The sequence below is a fragment of the Methanosalsum zhilinae DSM 4017 genome, assembly GCF_000217995.1.
GTDB classification, from domain to species: Archaea; Halobacteriota; Methanosarcinia; order Methanosarcinales; family Methanosarcinaceae; genus Methanosalsum; species Methanosalsum zhilinae.
The window spans coordinates 1,248,082-1,266,432 of sequence record NC_015676.1 but is presented as its reverse complement, the minus strand read 5'-3'; the positions used below and the strand labels follow the sequence as shown (position 1 = coordinate 1,266,432).

The following is an 18,351-nucleotide window of genomic DNA, read 5'->3' as shown; positions in this document are numbered from 1 at the left end:
ACTGAGTGATCTCGATCCTCTTTAAGTCCCATTTTACAGTTTTATTTTGCTGCCTGTTTTTATTTTTCATTTTGAAATAAAATATATTGATGGCATTTCTTTTCTTACTTTCCGCATCATTTATTTTGGTTAAAGATCATTTGCATCGAATATGCTTGATATTATCGATCTGTTAATTATAGGCTTTCTGGTCGGATTATCTGGTGCTCTGGTACCGGGACCTATGTTATTTGCCACAATAGATTCATCATTGAGAAATGGGTGGATCGCAGGTCCAAAAGTGGTTGCTGGTCATTCAATACTGGAGTTGCTAATTATTATTCTGATAGTTTTTGGTTTGTTTTCTTTTACTGGAGATTCTCTTCCTTCATATATTTCTATCACTGGGGGTATTGTTCTGGTGCTGTTTGGCTTGATGACTGCAAGATCTGGATATCATTCGATTGAAGGGATTTCTATGACTTCAGATGTGAATAATATTGGTCTTGGAAATCCATATATTGCAGGCATAATTACTTCTGCTTCAAATCCATATTTCTGGATGTGGTGGATAACAGCGGGTGCTGCACTTCTATTTTATGGACTTGATATCAGCTTGCTTGCAATGGTATTTTTTGTGATAGGTCACTGGCTTGCAGATATGGGATGGTACAGTATGGTATCCATTGCTTTTAGCCGCGGAAAAGCTTTAATGACAGACTCTATGTATAGAATAATAGTTACTGGTTGTGGACTGTTTCTTGTTATTTTTGGAGCATGGTTCATTTTCCAGTGAGGTGAAACATGAGAAAAATCTGTATAAGAGTTCCTGTAAAGATGGGTGAGAGATCCAGATGTGTTTTACTTGATCATGAAATCCTGGATCCGGGTTACAGAATATTTTCATCAGATGGATATCTTTATATCCCGCTAATTAAAGAACCTTCATCAATTATACTTGATCAACTACCGGAATGTGCAGAGGTCAAAGAACAAGAATTTGAAAAGCTGAATAAAAAACCAACTCTTGAAGATCTACTGGGTTTTGTACCCCAATATGAAATAGTGGGTGATATTGCTATTACAGAATCTGATCCTGAAAATGAAAATACTGTTGCTGAAGCATTACTCGATGTGCACCCCAGCATTAAAACTGTGATTGCCAGTGTTAGTCCTGTGGAAGGAGAATATCGGATCAGAAAATACAGAATAATCAAAGGAAGGCCTACAACAGAAACGATACATAAAGAACACGGCTGCAGGTATTTCCTGGATATTACGAAAGCATATTTTACACCAAGACTTTCAACCGAGCGTGATCGGATTCTTTCTCAGATAAGCCCTGGCGATGTGGTTGTGGATATGTTTGCAGGCATAGGCCCTTACAGTATCCTTATAGCTAAAAAAAGTGGAGCTAAAAAAGTCGTGGCAATTGACAAGAATCCAGATGCTGTAGTATACCTGCAAAGAAACGTTGATCTGAATCGACTGTATAACGTGGAAGTTGTCGAATCCGATGCATACGATGCTGCAGATCAATATAAAAACAGTGCTGATCATGTCATAATGAATCTTCCACATAGTGCCCATGAATTCCTGGAGCCTGCACTTCGAATTTCAAAGGAAGGAGGTATTGTTCATTTCTATGACATAATTCACGAAGATGAAATGTTCGAGGGTTCTCTCAGGAAGATTGAAACGGCATGCAAGAGATCGAATAAAAGCATTCAGATCAGGGACCATCGTATTGTCAGATCTTATGCTCCACATCAATACAACATATGCATTGAATTCCAGGTCCATGGCACAGAGAAACCATCTGCATGAAAACATTTAAGATAGAGAAAAAAGTATTTGATCCTGTTTCTAACGCCGCCGTGGCTTAGTCCGGTATAGCGGCTGATTCGTAATCAGCAGGCCGAGGGTTCAAATCCCTCCGGCGGCTTCCTAAAAATATATCAATCCCTCACTTTAATTATTTAATTTTTGAATTGATTTCATATAAAACTTTTGATTACCACATCTTAGAAACATTAAAAACTATTGAAAAAACATAGTAATAGTATCAAGAACTCTCCTTGTGGCGGGACGGGGGGAGGAGTGCATGTGTTCGATGAAATTTAATCAAAGTGTTATAGATACTTTAAGAATAAATATTGTATTATTAGATATGGATGGAACCATTGTTTCCTACAATAAACAATGGATCAAATTTGCTGAAGAGAATGATAATTGTTTTTTGAAAAATAGTGGCATAGGCTCAAATTATCTGGACGTGACAAAGAAAGCAATGGTTGAAGGCGATAAAGTCGCTGAAGAAGCTTTCGAAGGGATTATGGATCTAATAAAAGGACAGAGTTATGAATTTGAAATGGAGTATCCCTGTCATTCTCCCGATGAAAAACGTTGGTTTACTATGCATGCAGTCATACTCGCAGATCATGATCTGATTGTGATATATCATGAAGATATTACTGATCGCAAAATGTATGAAGAGAATCTGAAATCAAGTCAGCAGAAATACAAAAATCTGGCAGAATCAGCACATGCGATTCTGTGGGAATATGATATTTTTGAAGATCATTGGAACTATGTTGCCCCACAGGTTACGGATATTTTAGGTTATTTGCCTGATGAATGGACTGATCTCAAATTCTGGGAAGACCGTATCCATCCAGCAGACCATGATAGAGTTATACAATATTTCACAGAATGCGTGGAATGCAGAGAACCTCGTTCTATAGAGTATAGATTTTTCAAAAAGGATGGAACTTTTGCATGGATAAAAGATGTTTTTGATGTTGATTTAAAATCCAGGGAACCTACTAAAATACAGGGCTTTATGATTGACATCACAGAGTACAAACTATTAGAGGAAATGGAAAAGAAGGAGATCCTTCTAAAAGAGGTTCATCATAGAGTAAAAAATAACCTTCAGGTAATTGAAAGTTTATTGAGTATGCAGGCCAGAAAATTCGATGATGAATCGGTTAAAGCGGCGTTTAGTGATAGTCAAAATCGAGTAAAATCGATGCTAATTGCCCATAAAATATTATATGATTCTGGAGATCTGGATAATATTGAAATATCGGACTATATTGAAAAGCTGGGGACATCCATTTTCAAGGCGTATAATGTAAATGAAAACATTAAACTGAATGTTAACTCAGATTCAGCACATCTGAATATGGATATATTGGTTCCCTTAGCACTAATTATTACTGAAATTATAACAAATTCTATCAAGCATGCTTTTCCTATTGGGAATGAAGGGGCAATTAATATCATCTTTAAAAAACTTGAAAATGATAAATATCTATTGAAAGTAACTGATGATGGTATTGGAATACCTGATGATTTTGATATTGAAAGATCTGAATCTCTGGGACTTAAATTAATCAATATGCTAGTACAGCAACTGCAGGGAACCGTGAATATAGATAATTCGAACGGGACTAGTTATGCTATCATTTTTTGATCCAAATGCTTAAGATTTAAATAATTGTCAGGGATAGTAATACATATCAAAATATACTTTTAAAAACAAGTATTTCTGATTATTCTCACATTATTCATGTGGAGAATTATGAATGGATAAAGGAAAGGCTATATAGAATTTTAATAAACTTTTATTAGAAAATACATCTGAAGGTTACGCATATCATAAAATAATTCTTGATAATTCAGGAAATCCGTGTGACTATGAATTTCTGGAAACCAACCGTGCATTTGAAATTTTGACTGGTCTAAATGCTTCTGAAATCATTGGAAAAAATGCAACTGAAATTTTCCCTGGAATTAGAAATGGAAGTTTTGACTGGATTGGAGTTTATGGTAAAGTCGCACTAACTGGAGAAAAACTTGAGTTGGAGAATTTTTCTGAGATTTTAGGGAAATGGTATAAAATTACTGCATATTCTCCAGAAAAACATTATTTTGTAACCCTTTTTTCGGATATTACAGTTGAAAAAGAAACCCTAAAGATGGCTGAGAATCTGCTGCAAACCTCTTTTTTAGAGAACGATTATAAAAAAATATCTGATACTGCATTAACAATCTCCGGGGCAAAGTATGTTGCTTTAAACATATACGAAGAGGATGGGAATTTCTTTAGGACGGTTACAATTTCTGGGAATAATAATCACATTGATAAAGCAATTTCAATTCTCTCATTTAATCCCAAAAATAAAAAATGGCCTCACGATATTAATCGTGCACAGAAAATAGCAGGCCAAAAAATCACAAGGTTTTCTAATCTCCATAAACTGACCCGGGGTGTTATTTCAGATAAAATTGTAAAGATACTGGAAAAAACGTTCAATATTGGGGAGGTATATGTAGTTAAAATTGAAAGGGATAACCAGATGATTGGTGACTTTACCATAATAATGAATGAGGGAGATTTACTAGAAAATAAAATATTTTTAGAAATATATTCTTCACTTGTAGGCTTATCAATTACTCGTCTTGATCTTGAATATAAACTGAGTGAAACGCGAGTTAATTATCAACATCTAGTTGAATCATCAATGGTAGGAATTCTTACCTGTGATATCAATGGAAATATAAAATATTTAAATCCACGTGTTTTAGATATATTAGGTTCTCCTGGAGAAAAAGAAACTAAAAAGATAAATCTTCTAAAATTTAAACCACTGGTAGATTCAGGTTTTTCAAATTATCTTGCTAAAGTATTGAGTACGGGTAAAAAAATAGGTCCTGCAGAGATTGTTTATAGAACAAAATGGAACAAAGAGATAATTGTAAGAGTTCACATAGCACCTATATTTTCACAAAACAAATTATCCGGTGCTCAAATACTAATTGATGAAATTACAGATAGAGTAGAACTTGAAGATCTTCGTAGAAAAGAAATTTTATTACAGGAAATTCATCACCGGATTAAAAATAATCTCCAGGTGATTGCGAGCTTACTGAACATGCAGGCTCGAAACTTTGAAGACGAAATCGTAAAATCTGCGTTTCTGGATAGTCAAAGTAGAATAAAATCAATGTCGCTAGCTCACGAGAAAATATATGGTGTACAGGATTTGTCAAGAATTGAAATCTCAGATTATATAAGGAATTTAGAAAATTATATCTTGCGCACTTACTTCAGTGATAGCAGAAATATTGATTTGAGAAACGACCTGGATACCGTCTATCTTGATATTGAACGAACAGTACCAATTGGATTGATATTAACTGAACTACTTACAAATTCGATTAAGCACGCATTTCCTGACAAAGATAATGGACTAATTTATGTTAGTTTCAAATATCTCAATGGTGAGTATATTTTAAAAGTATCGGATAATGGGATTGGAATATCAGAAGACCATGAGATTAACAATCCAAAATCTACTGGCTTAAAGGTTGTTACAATGTTAACTCGCCAGCTTGATGGTAATCTAGAAATTGACACCTCAAATGGAACTTGCTATTCTATTACTTTTAAGAATGAGCCGATTAACTGCTGACTTACTGTATATCTTAATAATAATTGGAAAGTGTATTTTCCAGCAAGTTTAATTTTTCATAACTACAAACTGTTTTGAAGCTTAGACAATTCTTTAATATTTATCCGTACTTATATTATTTAATGGAATAAAGGAGAGTTTAAAATTGTCTCAGGAAAATAATAAAGATAAACTATATTATGTCATTATTGCACTTTCAATCGTTCTGGTGCTAATGGCAGCAACTTTATATGCAGGATCAATTGGTGCATCTGATAGAAGTTCAGAAAATACTATGCAGATGAGTGGAAATGCAGAAATGATGGTTGTACCTGACACTGCAACATTGAGTATTGGGGTAGAAGTCAGGGCCCCTACTGCAGATGAGGCAACTCAAGAGAATGCAGCTATAATGAATGCAGTAATTGATGAACTTAGGGACATTGGTTTGCAGGATCGGGAAATCCAGACCTCACGTGTTTCTGTGTATCCTGTATACAACTATGAGGGAAGAACCCCGACAATTGAAGGCTATGCAGCTTCCAATAATGTACAGATAACCACTACAATGCTTGACAGTCTGGGAGAGATGATTGACAGGTCTGCAGCTGCAGGAGCAAATCAGATTGGAGGTATTTCTTTTACTGTATCTGATGAAAAGCAGAAAGAACTGCGTGAAGATCTGATCAGCGAAGCTGTGGCGGATGCATCATCAAAGGCTGAAATTCTTGCTGAAAATCTGGGTGTTGAGATAATTGGTGTGAAGACATCATCTATATCCGAAGGTACTCAACCAAGGATCTTTTATGAAGAAGCTGTAGCAAGGGACGCAGCACCAGAACCGACACCAATTGAACCCGGAGAAAGCAGGGTTTCAATGTCAGTTCAGGTCACGTACATCATTGGATGATGGGCTTTATTTACAGATTTTGATTTTGGACTCAAAGTCCCCTTCATCCTATCTTATTTTTTCCAGGAAATTTATAAAATATTGATTACCACTTTTGTGAAAAACATTGAATTGGATAAAGGCGGGATCATTTTTCCAATATGCATGTAATGTTTGCTTTCCATGATCATGAAAGGAAATTAGTAAAATAATACAAAGGTGAAATGGCTGCTTTTTGTTAAAAGGAGAAATGACTATACATCCTGTATGTAAGAATGAATGTCAGGCCTATTTCTTCAAATTTTAACCAGTTTTTTATTGAATACAGAAGGTAAAGAAAGTTAAATACATTTCTTCATGATAAATCAATATATTTATATATCAAATGATTTATCATTATAATTATAGTCCATAATTGTGTTAAATCTAGGCCTCGTTGATAGGCTATCAGAAATGAAATGGTGATAGGTGTATAGAAAATGCAGGAAAAAGCAGATTTCGAAACAGATTCAACCGACTCGATTGCAATATATGGTTACATCATAGGTATTCTTGTAATTGCAGCTCTCTATATTTCAGGTCTGCTGGCTTGAATTCCAATCTTTAATAAAAACTAATTTTCTATTCTGGGTACAATAGTCCAGGACAATGTTTCAGAGGAGCATAAAATTTGTTATAGGTTTTTCTAAACAGATCTTCAATTTCATTTAATGCCTTCAATATCTCGCTCTTTTTTCATCATTCTAACATATGTTTAATGTATATTTTCTACAATTATAATTTACCTTATATGTCTCAATTATGATGCTAAAGGACTTTCCATAAAAAACATTTTAGTATTTAAAGCCTAACTATTGTGTCCATAAAATCCAGTAACATATACATATCTCATATATACATGAACATAGTTTTTAAGTTCTATCTGGTATCCTGTCACTGTTATTTCCACTCATAATTAAAAAGTGATCAGTATCTGGATATTCAAAGGTGAATTAAATGAACATGCTAAAAGGATTATTGATACTTGTTTTAGCTGTATTTATGTTGACTCCAGCAGTCTCCCAGGAGAACCTCTATAGTTTCGAACAGCAGCAGATGTTGGATCTCATAAACAGCGAACGTGCAGAAAACGGTCTGGATCCACTTGTCTTCAATCCTCTTCTCAATGAGGTTGCCACTGAACACAGCAAAGAGATGATCGAAAAGAACTATTTCAGCCACAGTTCTTTTAATGGGGACAGTTTTTGGAAAAGATTACAAAACGCTGGCTATTCTACAAACAAATGTGCAGAGAATATTGCCATGAGAATGCCTCCTAATGTGGATAAAGCCCACCAAAGCCTTATGGCGTCAAGTGGTCACAGAAAGAATATTTTGAATCCTGACTTCAATGAAGTTGGAATTGGCATATGGGTTGGCGATTTTTTACATAATGGAAAACTGTATAAAAATACTGCAATGTATACTCAGAACTTTGGATGGAATAGTTCGATTCAGAATAACTCGAAAATTTCAATTGAAAGTTTCAGCCCAGATAAAGAGATCGATTCCATACAGGGAGTCTCTAAGATATTCAGCATAGCTACAGATGAAAAGTGCGATGTTACGTGGACAGTCAATGGTAACATAAAAAAACAGGAATACAATGTGAAGAATTCTATCTATGAAGAGAATAATTTGCTAGAAGGTGTCTATACTGTAGAGGTAACTGTCAGGAACGAAAACGGGATTGATTCAAAAAAATGGAAGTGGACTATAGTTCCGGAAAAAGAAAAAATATTTGATCCCATGAAATATGATATCAATTCAAATGGAATAATAGACCGAAATGAAGTAATTATGGCGATCAATGATTATTACAGCGGAAATATAACGCTAGATGATGTATCAGAAGTAATTGATCTATATTTCCGCAGTTGATTGCCGGGTAATTATTTCGATAAAAATATTTTTTTACCACTCCATGACATAAGCGAATATTAACGGGGCTACAATTGTCGCATCACTTTCGATCATGAATGCAGGTGTATCAACCGCCAGTTTGCCCCATGATATTTTTTCAGATGGTGGCGCACCACTGTAGCTTCCATAAGAGGTTGTGCTGTCACTTATTTGACAGAAATAGCTCCACAATGGTGCATGGAATCTTTTCAGATCCGGATGATCATACATATCAGTTTTTATATTTGCCTCTTCACCTTCTAGCAATGACAGATCTTGATTGATCAGGGGCACTGCACATATTGGAAAATCTCCTGCAATGCCTCCTCCTATCTGGAAAAAGCCTACTTTATGGGCCTGACTTGTTTTTTTATACCATTCTACAAGATCGATCATATATTCAATCCCACCCCTGACAATAAGTGGACTGTCAAAATGCTCCTTTATGCACCTGCTCGCAAACATATTTCCAAGTGTGCTATCTTCCCACCCTGGAACAAAAATAGGAATGTTGTTCTCGCATGCAGCTACCAGCCAGCTTTCAGAAGGATTTTTTTCATAATACTCTTCAAGTATCCCACTTCTTATGAGGCTGTACAATGATTCATGAGGGAATTCTCGCATTCCCATCTGTTCTACCTGCTGCCAATGGTCCAATAATGCGGATTCAATCCTTCTCATGGCTTCATTTTCTGGTATACATGAATCTGTGACTCTGTTCAGGTGAAGCTTCATCAATTTATAGTCATCTTCCTTTCTAAGATTCCGGTGATCCGGGATACGTATGTATTTGCTTGCTGCAACAAGATGGAACAGATCTTCTTCCAAATTTGCACCGGTGCAGCAAATTGCATGGACTTTTTTCTGCCTTATCATTTGTGAAAGTGATATGCCCAACTCAGCAGTACTCATTGCACCAGCCATGGTTAAAAGCATCTGACCATTATTGTCCAAATGTTCTTTATATGATGCGGCTGCATCTTTTAATTGGGCAGCATTGAAATGCCTGTAATTCATATCAATAAAATCTGTGACTTTCATATTCTCTCCACTTTAACTATATTTTATGATTCAATGACATCCAGATAACTTAAAATGGTTGATTTTTTTAATTTGAACTTCAGTAGATTATGTTTTAATTATGATCTAATTACGTCCTTACAGTATGAATATGAATAATTCATGCTTGTCCGGGAATTAAATTTATGCTGAAGTTGCAGAATTAATGAAAAATAGTACTATGGTATAAATTTTTGGGTATAGCTCTGTATGCATCTCAATTAGCAACCGGGATAATCATTCTTCCTCATCTCTGTAAATTTTTATTATTTTTAAAATACCTGCTATGTTAATGAGAATTATTAGGATATTTCCTGCTATATATCTTTGACTCTGAAAATATTTCATTGACTCCTGCTGTGAACCACCTTCTATAGCATTTCCTATCATAAGGGCATTATCGCCCTCTAAAAAAAGTGTCTTTTCAGCAATCTTGATATCTCTATTATCAGGATTTTTCATATATATTGTATAGTTATATCCGGGTTTTAGTCCGATAAAATGAAAATCACTGTCATTTTCACCAATTGCAATAATGCTGTCATTCTTATAAAGTTCTATTATTGTCTTTTCCGGGGCAGTTATTCTAAGATTGGCATGATCCTTCAGGTGAATAATTTCCCCATCTGCAAAACGAAGTTCCTGTGGAATGTTTAACAGACTCAGCACCGTGGGCCCAATATCCTGCTGTCCGTACTCACCTTTAATTACCTTTGGCTCAAGACCTGGTAAACTGACGATGAGAGGAACCATCTGTGATTCGGGAGCACTGGAATAGATGGATGAACTATGACCTCCACGTGAATCCCTGAACTCGAAAGCCATTCCATGGTCGGATGTGATTACAAAAAGCAGATTGTTTTCATGACAGATATCGTATATTGAGTTTATAGTCCTGTCAATTCCCTCTATTGTTTGGATGTACCCTCCATCTCTTAGATAGTGTCCTGCAGAATCTACCGCACCCACATTAATTGTCAGCATATATTTCTGCGTGGGAGCATTTGTATCCATATATTCGATAATATCAATGGCTGCTTCTATTGCCCACCGGTTATAGGCATCATATCTTTGAACAGATCCCTGTGGGAATTGGGCAATATAAGCAGGAGCCTCAATACTATGTATTGTAAGGATGTCAAAAATATCCGAACCTATTCCAGAACCTGTATCAATATCACCTATTCCAATGTTCATTTGAGGATTATTAATGGAGTTTCTTCTATCATATGCTAGAATATCTTGTTGATCTCTCATCTGCTTGAAACTTCCTTTCTGAAGAATAGCCAGGTTGAGGTAGTTCCGGTCACTGAGTACATCATAGATAGTTGAACCGTCATAACTGACCATTTCTCCATCTGCTCCAGAGTTTCCTGTTACAATTACAGAGTGTCCTGCCTCGGTGAAAGTTTCTGGTGCATTGACATTTATTACCCGGACAGATCTTTGATAAATTTCTGATAGGTTCTTGATATGTGGTTTATCAATAGGCTCTCCTTCAAGCGTATATGGTACAAATTCAGGATAAATGTACTTTGATCCCAGTCCATCAATTACCAGTATTACAGCACCAGATGGATTATTTACAGGATTGACCAAAATTTCTGTTGTAGCAGCACAAAAAGGAGTAAATATAGCAAATGCAAAAATTATTATCAATACGGCAAGGTAGATCAATCTGAATGAATGCGGTATTTGAAATTTCATACTCTTTTAATCAGATCAACTAAATAAAAAATTTACTAAATTAAAATATTTTTTTAAACTGATAAAATTTATATTTTTTAAGGAAGTGCACTTTATGCGATCTCTGACTTTAAATGATCTAAAAATAGAGTGTTTCAAAAAAGTTGAATCTTCCAGGATAGATTAACTATACATATATCTTCTATCTAAATAGTGTCACGTTCTCATAACTCATGATGCTTGAACAAAAAATTTCTGGAAAGGTAGTAAATATGAAAATTGATTCGCGTTGTCCTGCATGTCTTTTATCCAGAGTACAGTATGAAGCAGAACTCTCCACAGATGATAAAGAACTGATACACAGAACTGTAAAAGAGAGCCTTAAAGTCCTTAATAGTACTTATGCACCAGGGGTTCCTGCAGGATATGTATCGACTGCAGTCCACAGGAAGGCATATGAAGTTCTTGAAGATACAGATCCATACCGTAAACTTAAGGAGTTGAGTAACAGAACTGCTATGTCGGTAATGGAAATTGCCAATTCTTATATATACAGAGGAAATCCTGATAATGAAGAGCTATTCAGAAGAGCTGTACTGTCATCGGTAATAGGGAATACTTTTGATTTTGGAGTCATGGGCTTTGATGTAGCTGCTGATACATTTGACAGTACATTTTCTCAGCTTTTTGAAAAGGGACTGGATATAGATGATACTTCCCATATGATTGAAATGCTGGATGATGTTGTTTATGTTGTTGATAATTGTGGGGAGATTTTATTTGATATGATAGTTTTTGATACAATAAAAAAAATAGGAGGCAATATAACACTGGTTGTCCGGGGCGGTCCAATGCTAACTGACGTTACAATGACTGATGTAAATGAATTTAAAATCGATAAAAAGGTTGATAAGATTCTGACTACTGGATCAAATGCTGTAGGCGTATGTTTTGATGAAGCACCTCCAGAATTGTTGAGATCATTTGATCGGGCATCTTTGGTTATCAGTAAGGGGATGGCCAACTATGAAACTATTTCAGAGTCTGATGTAAAACCTGTTGCTTATCTGCTTAGAACAAAGTGTAAGAGTGTTGCTGAAGATCTGAATGTTGATACTGATCTCTCAATTGCAAAACTGATTAAATAATTGAATGTAGATCTATAGAATATTATGAGGTTAGAATATGTGTGAACTAAATGTTATGGTTATCACTGATGGAAAGAAAGAAATGTTCATGGAATCGGTTACGCGAATTGCTGTTGATGATGATTCTATCGAACTAACTGGTATATTTGGTGATAAGAAAAATGTGACTGGACACATAAAAGAAATAAATTTTTCTACAGGGGAAACTATAATTATTAAAAAATGAATAAGAATTTACATCAAATAGTGGGGTTGGTACAATGATCGATGATTTTTTTATTGGTTAATATATAAGAATGAATGAATATATAATTTTAGATTACTACATTGGTGAATAACAAAAAAAAGATCATTAGCGCATTAAATTTTTTAAATAATTGGAGGTAAATAAATGTCAAAAGTTAAAGTTGCGATAAATGGATATGGTACAATTGGTAAGAGAGTTGCAGATGCTGTAGCTCTTCAGGATGATATGGAGATAGTGGGGGTTTCCAAGACCAGGCCAAATTTTGAGGCTTTTATTGCAAGGGATAAAGGATATGATATCTATGCTCCATCAGATCGTATGGATTCAATGAAGAAGGCAGATTTATCTGTAATGGGTACTGTTGAGGATATGATTGATGTGGCAGATGTTGTGGTTGATTGCACTCCAGGCGGAGTAGGGGCAGAAAACAAATCACTTTATGAAAAACATGGTGTAAAAGCTATCTGGCAGGGTGGAGAAGATCATGAACTTGCAGGATTTTCCTTTAATGCAGTATCAAATTATAGCGAAGCACTTGGCAGGGACTTTGTGAGGGTTGTTTCATGTAATACAACCGGTCTGTGCAGGGTTATATCTCCTCTTGATAAGGAATTTGGAGTAAAAAAAGTCAGGGTATCTTTACTCAGAAGATCTGCAGATCCCGGTGACATTAAAAAAGGCCCGATAAATGCAATTGTTCCAAATCCTGTAAAACTACCATCTCATCATGGGCCCGATGTAAAATCTGTGATGCCACATATTAATATCACTACAACTGCAGTTAAACTGCCAACAACCCTGATGCATGTTCATATTGTAAATATTGATTTTGAGAAGGACTGTACTGAAAAAGATATTGAAGAGGTCCTTTCCAGACAGTCAAGGGTGAGATTTGTTGGCCAGGGAATATCATCTACAGCTGAGATAATTGAACTTTCAAGGGACATGCTTAGGCCACGCTATGATATGTGGGAAAACTGTGTATGGAATGAATCAATCAGCCTGTATGAAAAGGAATTGTACTTCTTCCAGGCAATTCATCAGGAATCAAATGTGATTCCCGAAAATGTGGATGCAATCCGTGCTATGATGGAACTGGAAAAAGATGGTGAAAAATCCATTGAAAAAACAGACAAAGCAATTGGTTTGATCTGATTTCAAACTGTGTGTACATGAATGAAAAATATGATTTTTTGAGTCTCTGCAACAGCGCATCAAAAGCTGCTGCAGAGGCTATTAAAAATCTGGTCGGGACTGCAGAAGGCTACAAGACTGTTTATACTGGTGCTGATGGAACACCAACTAAACTGATAGATGATGTAGCTGAAAAAGCCATATTTGATGTGCTGGAATCTGATGGCAGGTCCATGAGAGTTCTAAGTGAAGAGTATGGAGAAAAAATAATAGGGAACAACCCCGATTTTGCAGTGGTTGTTGATCCACTGGACGGTACATATAATGCTGCCTTTGGGATTCCCATTTATAGTGTTTCAATTGCAATAGGTACTCCTGATATATCTGAAATATGGTTTGGATATGTAAAAAATATAGCAAACAATGATCTGTATTTTGCTGAAAAAGGGAAGGGTGCATATTTAAATGGAACTAAAATATCTCCTTCATCTACAACCAGACTTAATCTTTCATGCATCAGTCTTTATGGCTACCGCTTGAATGTAGGGCGGACAGTAAACTTATGGAAAAAAGTAAGGCGTATCAGAATATTTGGTAGTGTTGCTCTTGAAATATGCTATGTTGCAGCAGGCAGAACTGACGCATTTATAGATGTTCGAAGAACTTTGAGGCTGGTTGATGTGGCGGCTGGGAAACTGATACTTGAAGAAGCTGGGGGTACAGTTACAAATGGCATCGGCGCACAGTTAAAACTTGTAGACAATGTGGCAAAGAAGGTTGATATTGTAGCTTCAAATAGCCATATTCACAGAGATATCCTCAGATTAACGGTAAGGGAATAATCTTGAAAGTGAACAAAATAGGAATTGTTGCCAGATGTGATAACAGAGATGCTCTTTGGATGGCTCAAAATATAATTGATCATTTTGGCATGAAAGTGGATATTCTGGTATCCCCTGATACTGCTAAACCACTTGGACTAAAAAACTATAAAATAGTTCCGATAAAAAATATGAGAGACCTGGGCGCAGAGTTCTTGATCTCTATAGGAGGAGACGGAACTGTCCTTAGAAGTATTTCTAAGATGGAAGATCCGCTCCCGGTTCTTGGTATAAATATGGGTACTCTTGGATTTCTTGTTGATGTAAATCCTGAAGATGCCATTGAGACAATAGGTAAAATACTTGAAGGCTTCACGTATCATGAAAGAATACGTCTGGAAGTTACATTCAATGGTCAGAAACTTCCCTCCGCTACAAACGAAGCAGTATTGATCACGGCCAGACCTGCAAAGATATTAACTTTCAAGATCATGGTGGATGAATGTGAAATGGAAGAACTGCGGGCTGATGGTGTTGTTTTTGCTACACCCACAGGATCGACTGCATATGCCATGAGTGCTGGTGGTCCGATCATTGATCCCCGGGTGGATGCTGCGGTAATTGTTCCTCTTGCACCATTTAAATTATCTGCAAGGCCATGGGTCGTTCCTGCAGATTCGATTTTAAAAATAAGACTTACAATACCTGAGAAAAAAGCGGCTATTGTGATTGATGGGCAGTACACTTATAGCATAACAGAAAATGATGTGGTAACACTTACAGAAGCAAAGAATCCTGCACGATTTGTTAAGTCTTCGGTGGTCAGCTTCTATGAAAAAGTTCAAGATAAACTAACATAATTAACTATGGATCAATACCATGGAACTGAAAAAAATATTACAAAAATTACAGGACGGGAAACTGGATATAGAGGGTGCTTCATCACAGATTCAGTCTCTGGGTTTTACACCAGTTTTGGAAATTGCAAAGGCAGATACTCACAGGCTTTACAGGACAGGTTATCCCGAAGCCATCCTTGCAGAAGGAAAAACTCCGGAGGATGTTGTAGAGATTGTCAGGGTCCATCTGGAACACACCGGACGGGTGATTGTAACTCGGGTATCTGATATACATTATGAGAAAATCCATGAATCGTTTAATTCACAGTATATAGAATGGTCTCCAAAATCCAGATCCACTGTCATTAATGATGGTACTCCTGTAAAAAAAACAGGTGGAGTGGTCGGCGTTATCTCTGCTGGCACTGCTGATATTGGAGTGGCAGAGGAAGCCTGTATTGTTGCCCGGGAAATGGGTTGTGATGTTGTAAGTGCTTATGATGTAGGTGTTGCAGGTATCCATCGGCTCTATCCTGAAATCTCAAAGTTCAGGGACCGGGAGGTCAATGCGGTGGTAGTTGCAGCTGGCAGAGAAGGTACGCTTCCGGCTGTTGTTTCTGGTTTAATAGATGTTCCTGTAATTGGAGTTCCTGTATCGACAGGCTATGGTGCGGGTGGAAAAGGAGAAGCTGCTCTTTTATCAATGTTGCAGTCCTGTTCGATCATTGGTGTTGTTAATATAGATGCTGGTTTTGTTGCAGGTGCTCTTGCGGCACGGATTGCAAATATGGTTGCAGAGAGTAAAAAAAATAGTTGAATATATTCATAAACTACATATAGTCCTATTTTATTTTCTTACATAACCTATTTATTGCTTATTCATTTGACTCTTAAAGGAACAGGTAGAATGCTCAAAGAATATTATTCCCGAAATGAACTTATAAAATTTGTGTCCAATACTCCGAAAGATATTGAAATATGTGATGTTACACTAAGAGACGGCGAACAGACACCAGGTGTTGTATTCACCAGAGAGGAAAAAATTGCTCTTGCACGTGAACTGGATGAGGTTGGTGTTGAGATTATCGAAGCCGGATTTCCGGTTGTTTCTGCAGCTGAAAAAGACACTGTTAAAGAAATTGCTGGTATGGGACTTGATGCAAGAACCTGTTGCTTGTCCCGGGCACTGATTGCAGATGTTGATTCTGCTATTGATTGTAACGTGGATATGGTGAGTATATTTATAGCTATGTCTGATCTTCACCTCAAGCATAAATACCACAAGAGCTGCAAAGAAATAACCGACTGTGCCTTCAACACTATTGAATATGCAAAGGATCATGGTCTTTCTGTAAGGTTTGCAGCAGAGGATGCCACGAGGACTGATATTTCAGTACTCAAAAAAGCTTTTCTGACAGCTGAGGACTACGGGGTTGACTATGTCAGTATAGCAGACACGATTGGGATCTTGAATCCATCCACAGCATATTATCTGGTAACCGAAATAAAAAAAGAAATTCATACTCCTGTTTGTATCCACTGTCATAATGACCTGGGACTGGCAACTGCAAATACACTGGCAGCCGCTGAAGCTGGTGCTAAACAACTACACACAACTGTAAATGGAATCGGGGAACGGGCGGGAAACGCTGCTCTTGAAGAGGTTCTTCTGTCACTGATGGTTCAGTACGGTATTGAAAAATACAACACCAGAAATATTAAAAAAATATCTGATCTGGTGCAGAAGTATTCTAATGTTCAGGTTGCTGCTAATAAGGCAATTGTTGGGAAGAATGCCTTTTCACATGAATCTGGAATACATGTAATGGCAATACTTGAAGATCCAAGAACCTATGAATTATTCTCACCTGAGATTGTTGGTGGTAAAAGAAATCTTATTGCTGGCAAACATACCGGAATGAAAGCATTGAAAGGGATTGTGAAAGATATTGGCTACTCTCTGGAGGAGGAGGAACTTAATCTTCTAATAGAAAGAGTTAAGAACTGCACTGAAGCCAAAAAAGGAATTTCAAGAAATAGGCTTGAGGATATTATAAAAGGGATCAAGAAAGTATAAGCTATAGGAGATTACTTCTATGAGTTACTGCTGCTCGACTTCAACTTCAATTTCATTATTCTGAGCTGAATGATCCTGTCCTATTATTATAACATAATCCGCAGAGTTTCTTAATGCAGAGGAAAAACCTGGTTCCACTCCGAAAATAATTGTTTCTTTTCCATTTTCATTTGCTTTATTTAATAGAGGCTTAAAATCAGCGTCTCTGGTAACGAGAGCGAGAGTGTCAATATTGGGATTAAATACCAGTTCCATTCCTTCAACCGCAAGTCTTACATCGACATCACTGGAACAAATAATAGGTTCAAAGCCATTGTTCTCAATTGCTTCAACCAATTTATTGGAAGCATATTGATTCAGGAATACGCGTCCTATTTTCACATTCCCATACTCTGTAAGCACAGTTCTTATTTCTTCAAGATTGACATCGAATTCTTTTCTAAGAACATTAGGCCCGTCCACAAGCAACCCTATACTTCGCCTACCATGCTCTTTTTTTGTGCTCAGGTATTTGACAATGGAACTAAATCCGGTTTTAACGGGTTTTATAATTTCACATCCTGTAATTTGGCAATATAAAAATTGAATATATCGAACACGCTATAAATACTTATCATAATATCTAAATTGCTTATTTATTCAAAAAATTTATTTGAGAATGCTATAACTTATCTGCAAGTATCTTTCTTTCAATTTTTCTGTATGGTATGGAAGATTTTTCAAGTCTGAAATAGTTGATCATACGTTTTTTAATCTTTTTACGGGTATACCTGATTTCTCCCCCATCCTGTGAGAATTTCTCCAGTATATGTTCAAGCTGTGAATTTTCTTTATTGGATAATTCTATTAAACTTTCGCGATTTGAATACCAGTTATAAACTTTAAGGAGTGTAATCTCACGAATACGTTTTAATCCTTCCGCTTTTTCTGGATCATCTAAATATAATGTCTTTCTCAGTTCTGGAGACCACCCTGCGATCTTATTTTCACGTCCAAGAACCTGTATCGGAATTTCTTCATTTTCATCTGGCTTTGGATAGTATTTTTTAAGGTGACTTTTTTGATCTGCCAA

At 36.3% G+C, this 18,351-nt stretch carries 17 protein-coding genes and 1 tRNA gene; 14 read left to right on the top strand and 4 right to left on the bottom strand.

Features of this window, described 5'->3' with window-relative positions; translation table 11 throughout:
* Positions 1-151 precede the first annotated feature (151 nt).
* The 7 genes from MZHIL_RS05870 (at position 152) to MZHIL_RS05840 (ending at position 8,247) form a co-directional block, all read left to right on the top strand.
* Entirely contained in the window at positions 152-775 is a 624-nt protein-coding gene (locus MZHIL_RS05870; RefSeq protein WP_013898449.1) for a LysE family translocator, read from the top strand.
* An 8-nt stretch (positions 776-783) separates the two neighbouring features.
* A complete protein-coding gene (locus MZHIL_RS05865; protein WP_013898448.1) occupies positions 784-1,806 on the top strand; it encodes a class I SAM-dependent methyltransferase in 1,023 nt (340 codons plus the stop codon).
* A 44-nt stretch (positions 1,807-1,850) separates the two neighbouring features.
* Positions 1,851-1,924 (top strand) — tRNA-Thr (locus tag MZHIL_RS05860).
* A gap of 168 nt (positions 1,925-2,092) precedes the next feature.
* A complete protein-coding gene (locus tag MZHIL_RS05855) occupies positions 2,093-3,457 on the top strand; it encodes a sensor histidine kinase (RefSeq protein ID WP_048815506.1) in 1,365 nt (454 codons plus the stop codon).
* Between the two features lie 259 nt (positions 3,458-3,716).
* On the top strand, positions 3,717-5,459 hold the full coding sequence (locus MZHIL_RS05850) for a sensor histidine kinase (RefSeq protein ID WP_013898446.1): 1,743 nt from the start codon (positions 3,717-3,719) through the stop codon (positions 5,457-5,459).
* A gap of 145 nt (positions 5,460-5,604) precedes the next feature.
* Complete coding sequence (locus MZHIL_RS05845) at positions 5,605-6,348, top strand: SIMPL domain-containing protein (protein ID WP_013898445.1); 744 nt, start codon at positions 5,605-5,607, stop codon at positions 6,346-6,348.
* A gap of 975 nt (positions 6,349-7,323) precedes the next feature.
* On the top strand, positions 7,324-8,247 hold the full coding sequence (locus MZHIL_RS05840; protein ID WP_013898443.1) for a CAP domain-containing protein: 924 nt from the start codon (positions 7,324-7,326) through the stop codon (positions 8,245-8,247).
* A 33-nt stretch (positions 8,248-8,280) separates the two neighbouring features.
* Here the strand turns inward: MZHIL_RS05840 and MZHIL_RS05835 are convergent, their stop codons facing one another.
* On the bottom strand, positions 8,281-9,309 hold the full coding sequence (locus tag MZHIL_RS05835; protein WP_013898442.1) for a deoxyhypusine synthase family protein: 1,029 nt from the start codon (positions 9,307-9,309) through the stop codon (positions 8,281-8,283).
* Between the two features lie 255 nt (positions 9,310-9,564).
* A complete protein-coding gene (locus MZHIL_RS05830; RefSeq protein ID WP_013898441.1) occupies positions 9,565-11,034 on the bottom strand; it encodes an alkaline phosphatase family protein in 1,470 nt (489 codons plus the stop codon).
* A gap of 251 nt (positions 11,035-11,285) precedes the next feature.
* Here MZHIL_RS05830 and MZHIL_RS05825 point away from each other — a divergent pair, with 251 nt between their 5' ends.
* The 7 genes from MZHIL_RS05825 (at position 11,286) to MZHIL_RS05795 (ending at position 17,279) form a co-directional block, all read left to right on the top strand.
* The gene (locus MZHIL_RS05825) at positions 11,286-12,161 is read left to right on the top strand and encodes a damage-control phosphatase ARMT1 family protein (protein ID WP_048815658.1); all 876 of its coding nucleotides are present in this window, start codon (positions 11,286-11,288) and stop codon (positions 12,159-12,161) included.
* A 37-nt stretch (positions 12,162-12,198) separates the two neighbouring features.
* Positions 12,199-12,387, top strand: coding sequence for a CooT family nickel-binding protein (locus MZHIL_RS05820; RefSeq protein ID WP_013898439.1), 189 nt, complete (start codon positions 12,199-12,201; stop codon positions 12,385-12,387).
* Between the two features lie 165 nt (positions 12,388-12,552).
* Positions 12,553-13,563, top strand: coding sequence for a type II glyceraldehyde-3-phosphate dehydrogenase (locus MZHIL_RS05815; RefSeq protein ID WP_013898438.1), 1,011 nt, complete (start codon positions 12,553-12,555; stop codon positions 13,561-13,563).
* 17 nt (positions 13,564-13,580) lie between these two features.
* On the top strand, positions 13,581-14,384 hold the full coding sequence (locus MZHIL_RS05810; RefSeq protein WP_013898437.1) for a bifunctional fructose-bisphosphatase/inositol-phosphate phosphatase: 804 nt from the start codon (positions 13,581-13,583) through the stop codon (positions 14,382-14,384).
* Between the two features lie 2 nt (positions 14,385-14,386).
* Entirely contained in the window at positions 14,387-15,223 is an 837-nt protein-coding gene (locus MZHIL_RS05805; RefSeq protein ID WP_013898436.1) for an NAD(+)/NADH kinase, read from the top strand.
* Between the two features lie 19 nt (positions 15,224-15,242).
* Entirely contained in the window at positions 15,243-16,019 is a 777-nt protein-coding gene (gene larB / locus MZHIL_RS05800; protein WP_013898435.1) for a nickel pincer cofactor biosynthesis protein LarB, read from the top strand.
* A 90-nt stretch (positions 16,020-16,109) separates the two neighbouring features.
* On the top strand, positions 16,110-17,279 hold the full coding sequence (locus MZHIL_RS05795; protein WP_013898434.1) for a homocitrate synthase family protein: 1,170 nt from the start codon (positions 16,110-16,112) through the stop codon (positions 17,277-17,279).
* A 24-nt stretch (positions 17,280-17,303) separates the two neighbouring features.
* Here MZHIL_RS05795 and MZHIL_RS05790 read toward each other — a convergent pair whose 3' ends face one another.
* Both MZHIL_RS05790 and MZHIL_RS05785 read right to left on the bottom strand, forming a co-directional pair.
* Entirely contained in the window at positions 17,304-17,828 is a 525-nt protein-coding gene (locus MZHIL_RS05790) for a TIGR00288 family NYN domain-containing protein (protein WP_013898433.1), read from the bottom strand.
* A 112-nt stretch (positions 17,829-17,940) separates the two neighbouring features.
* A complete protein-coding gene (locus MZHIL_RS05785) occupies positions 17,941-18,351 on the bottom strand; it encodes a hypothetical protein (RefSeq protein WP_013898432.1) in 411 nt (136 codons plus the stop codon).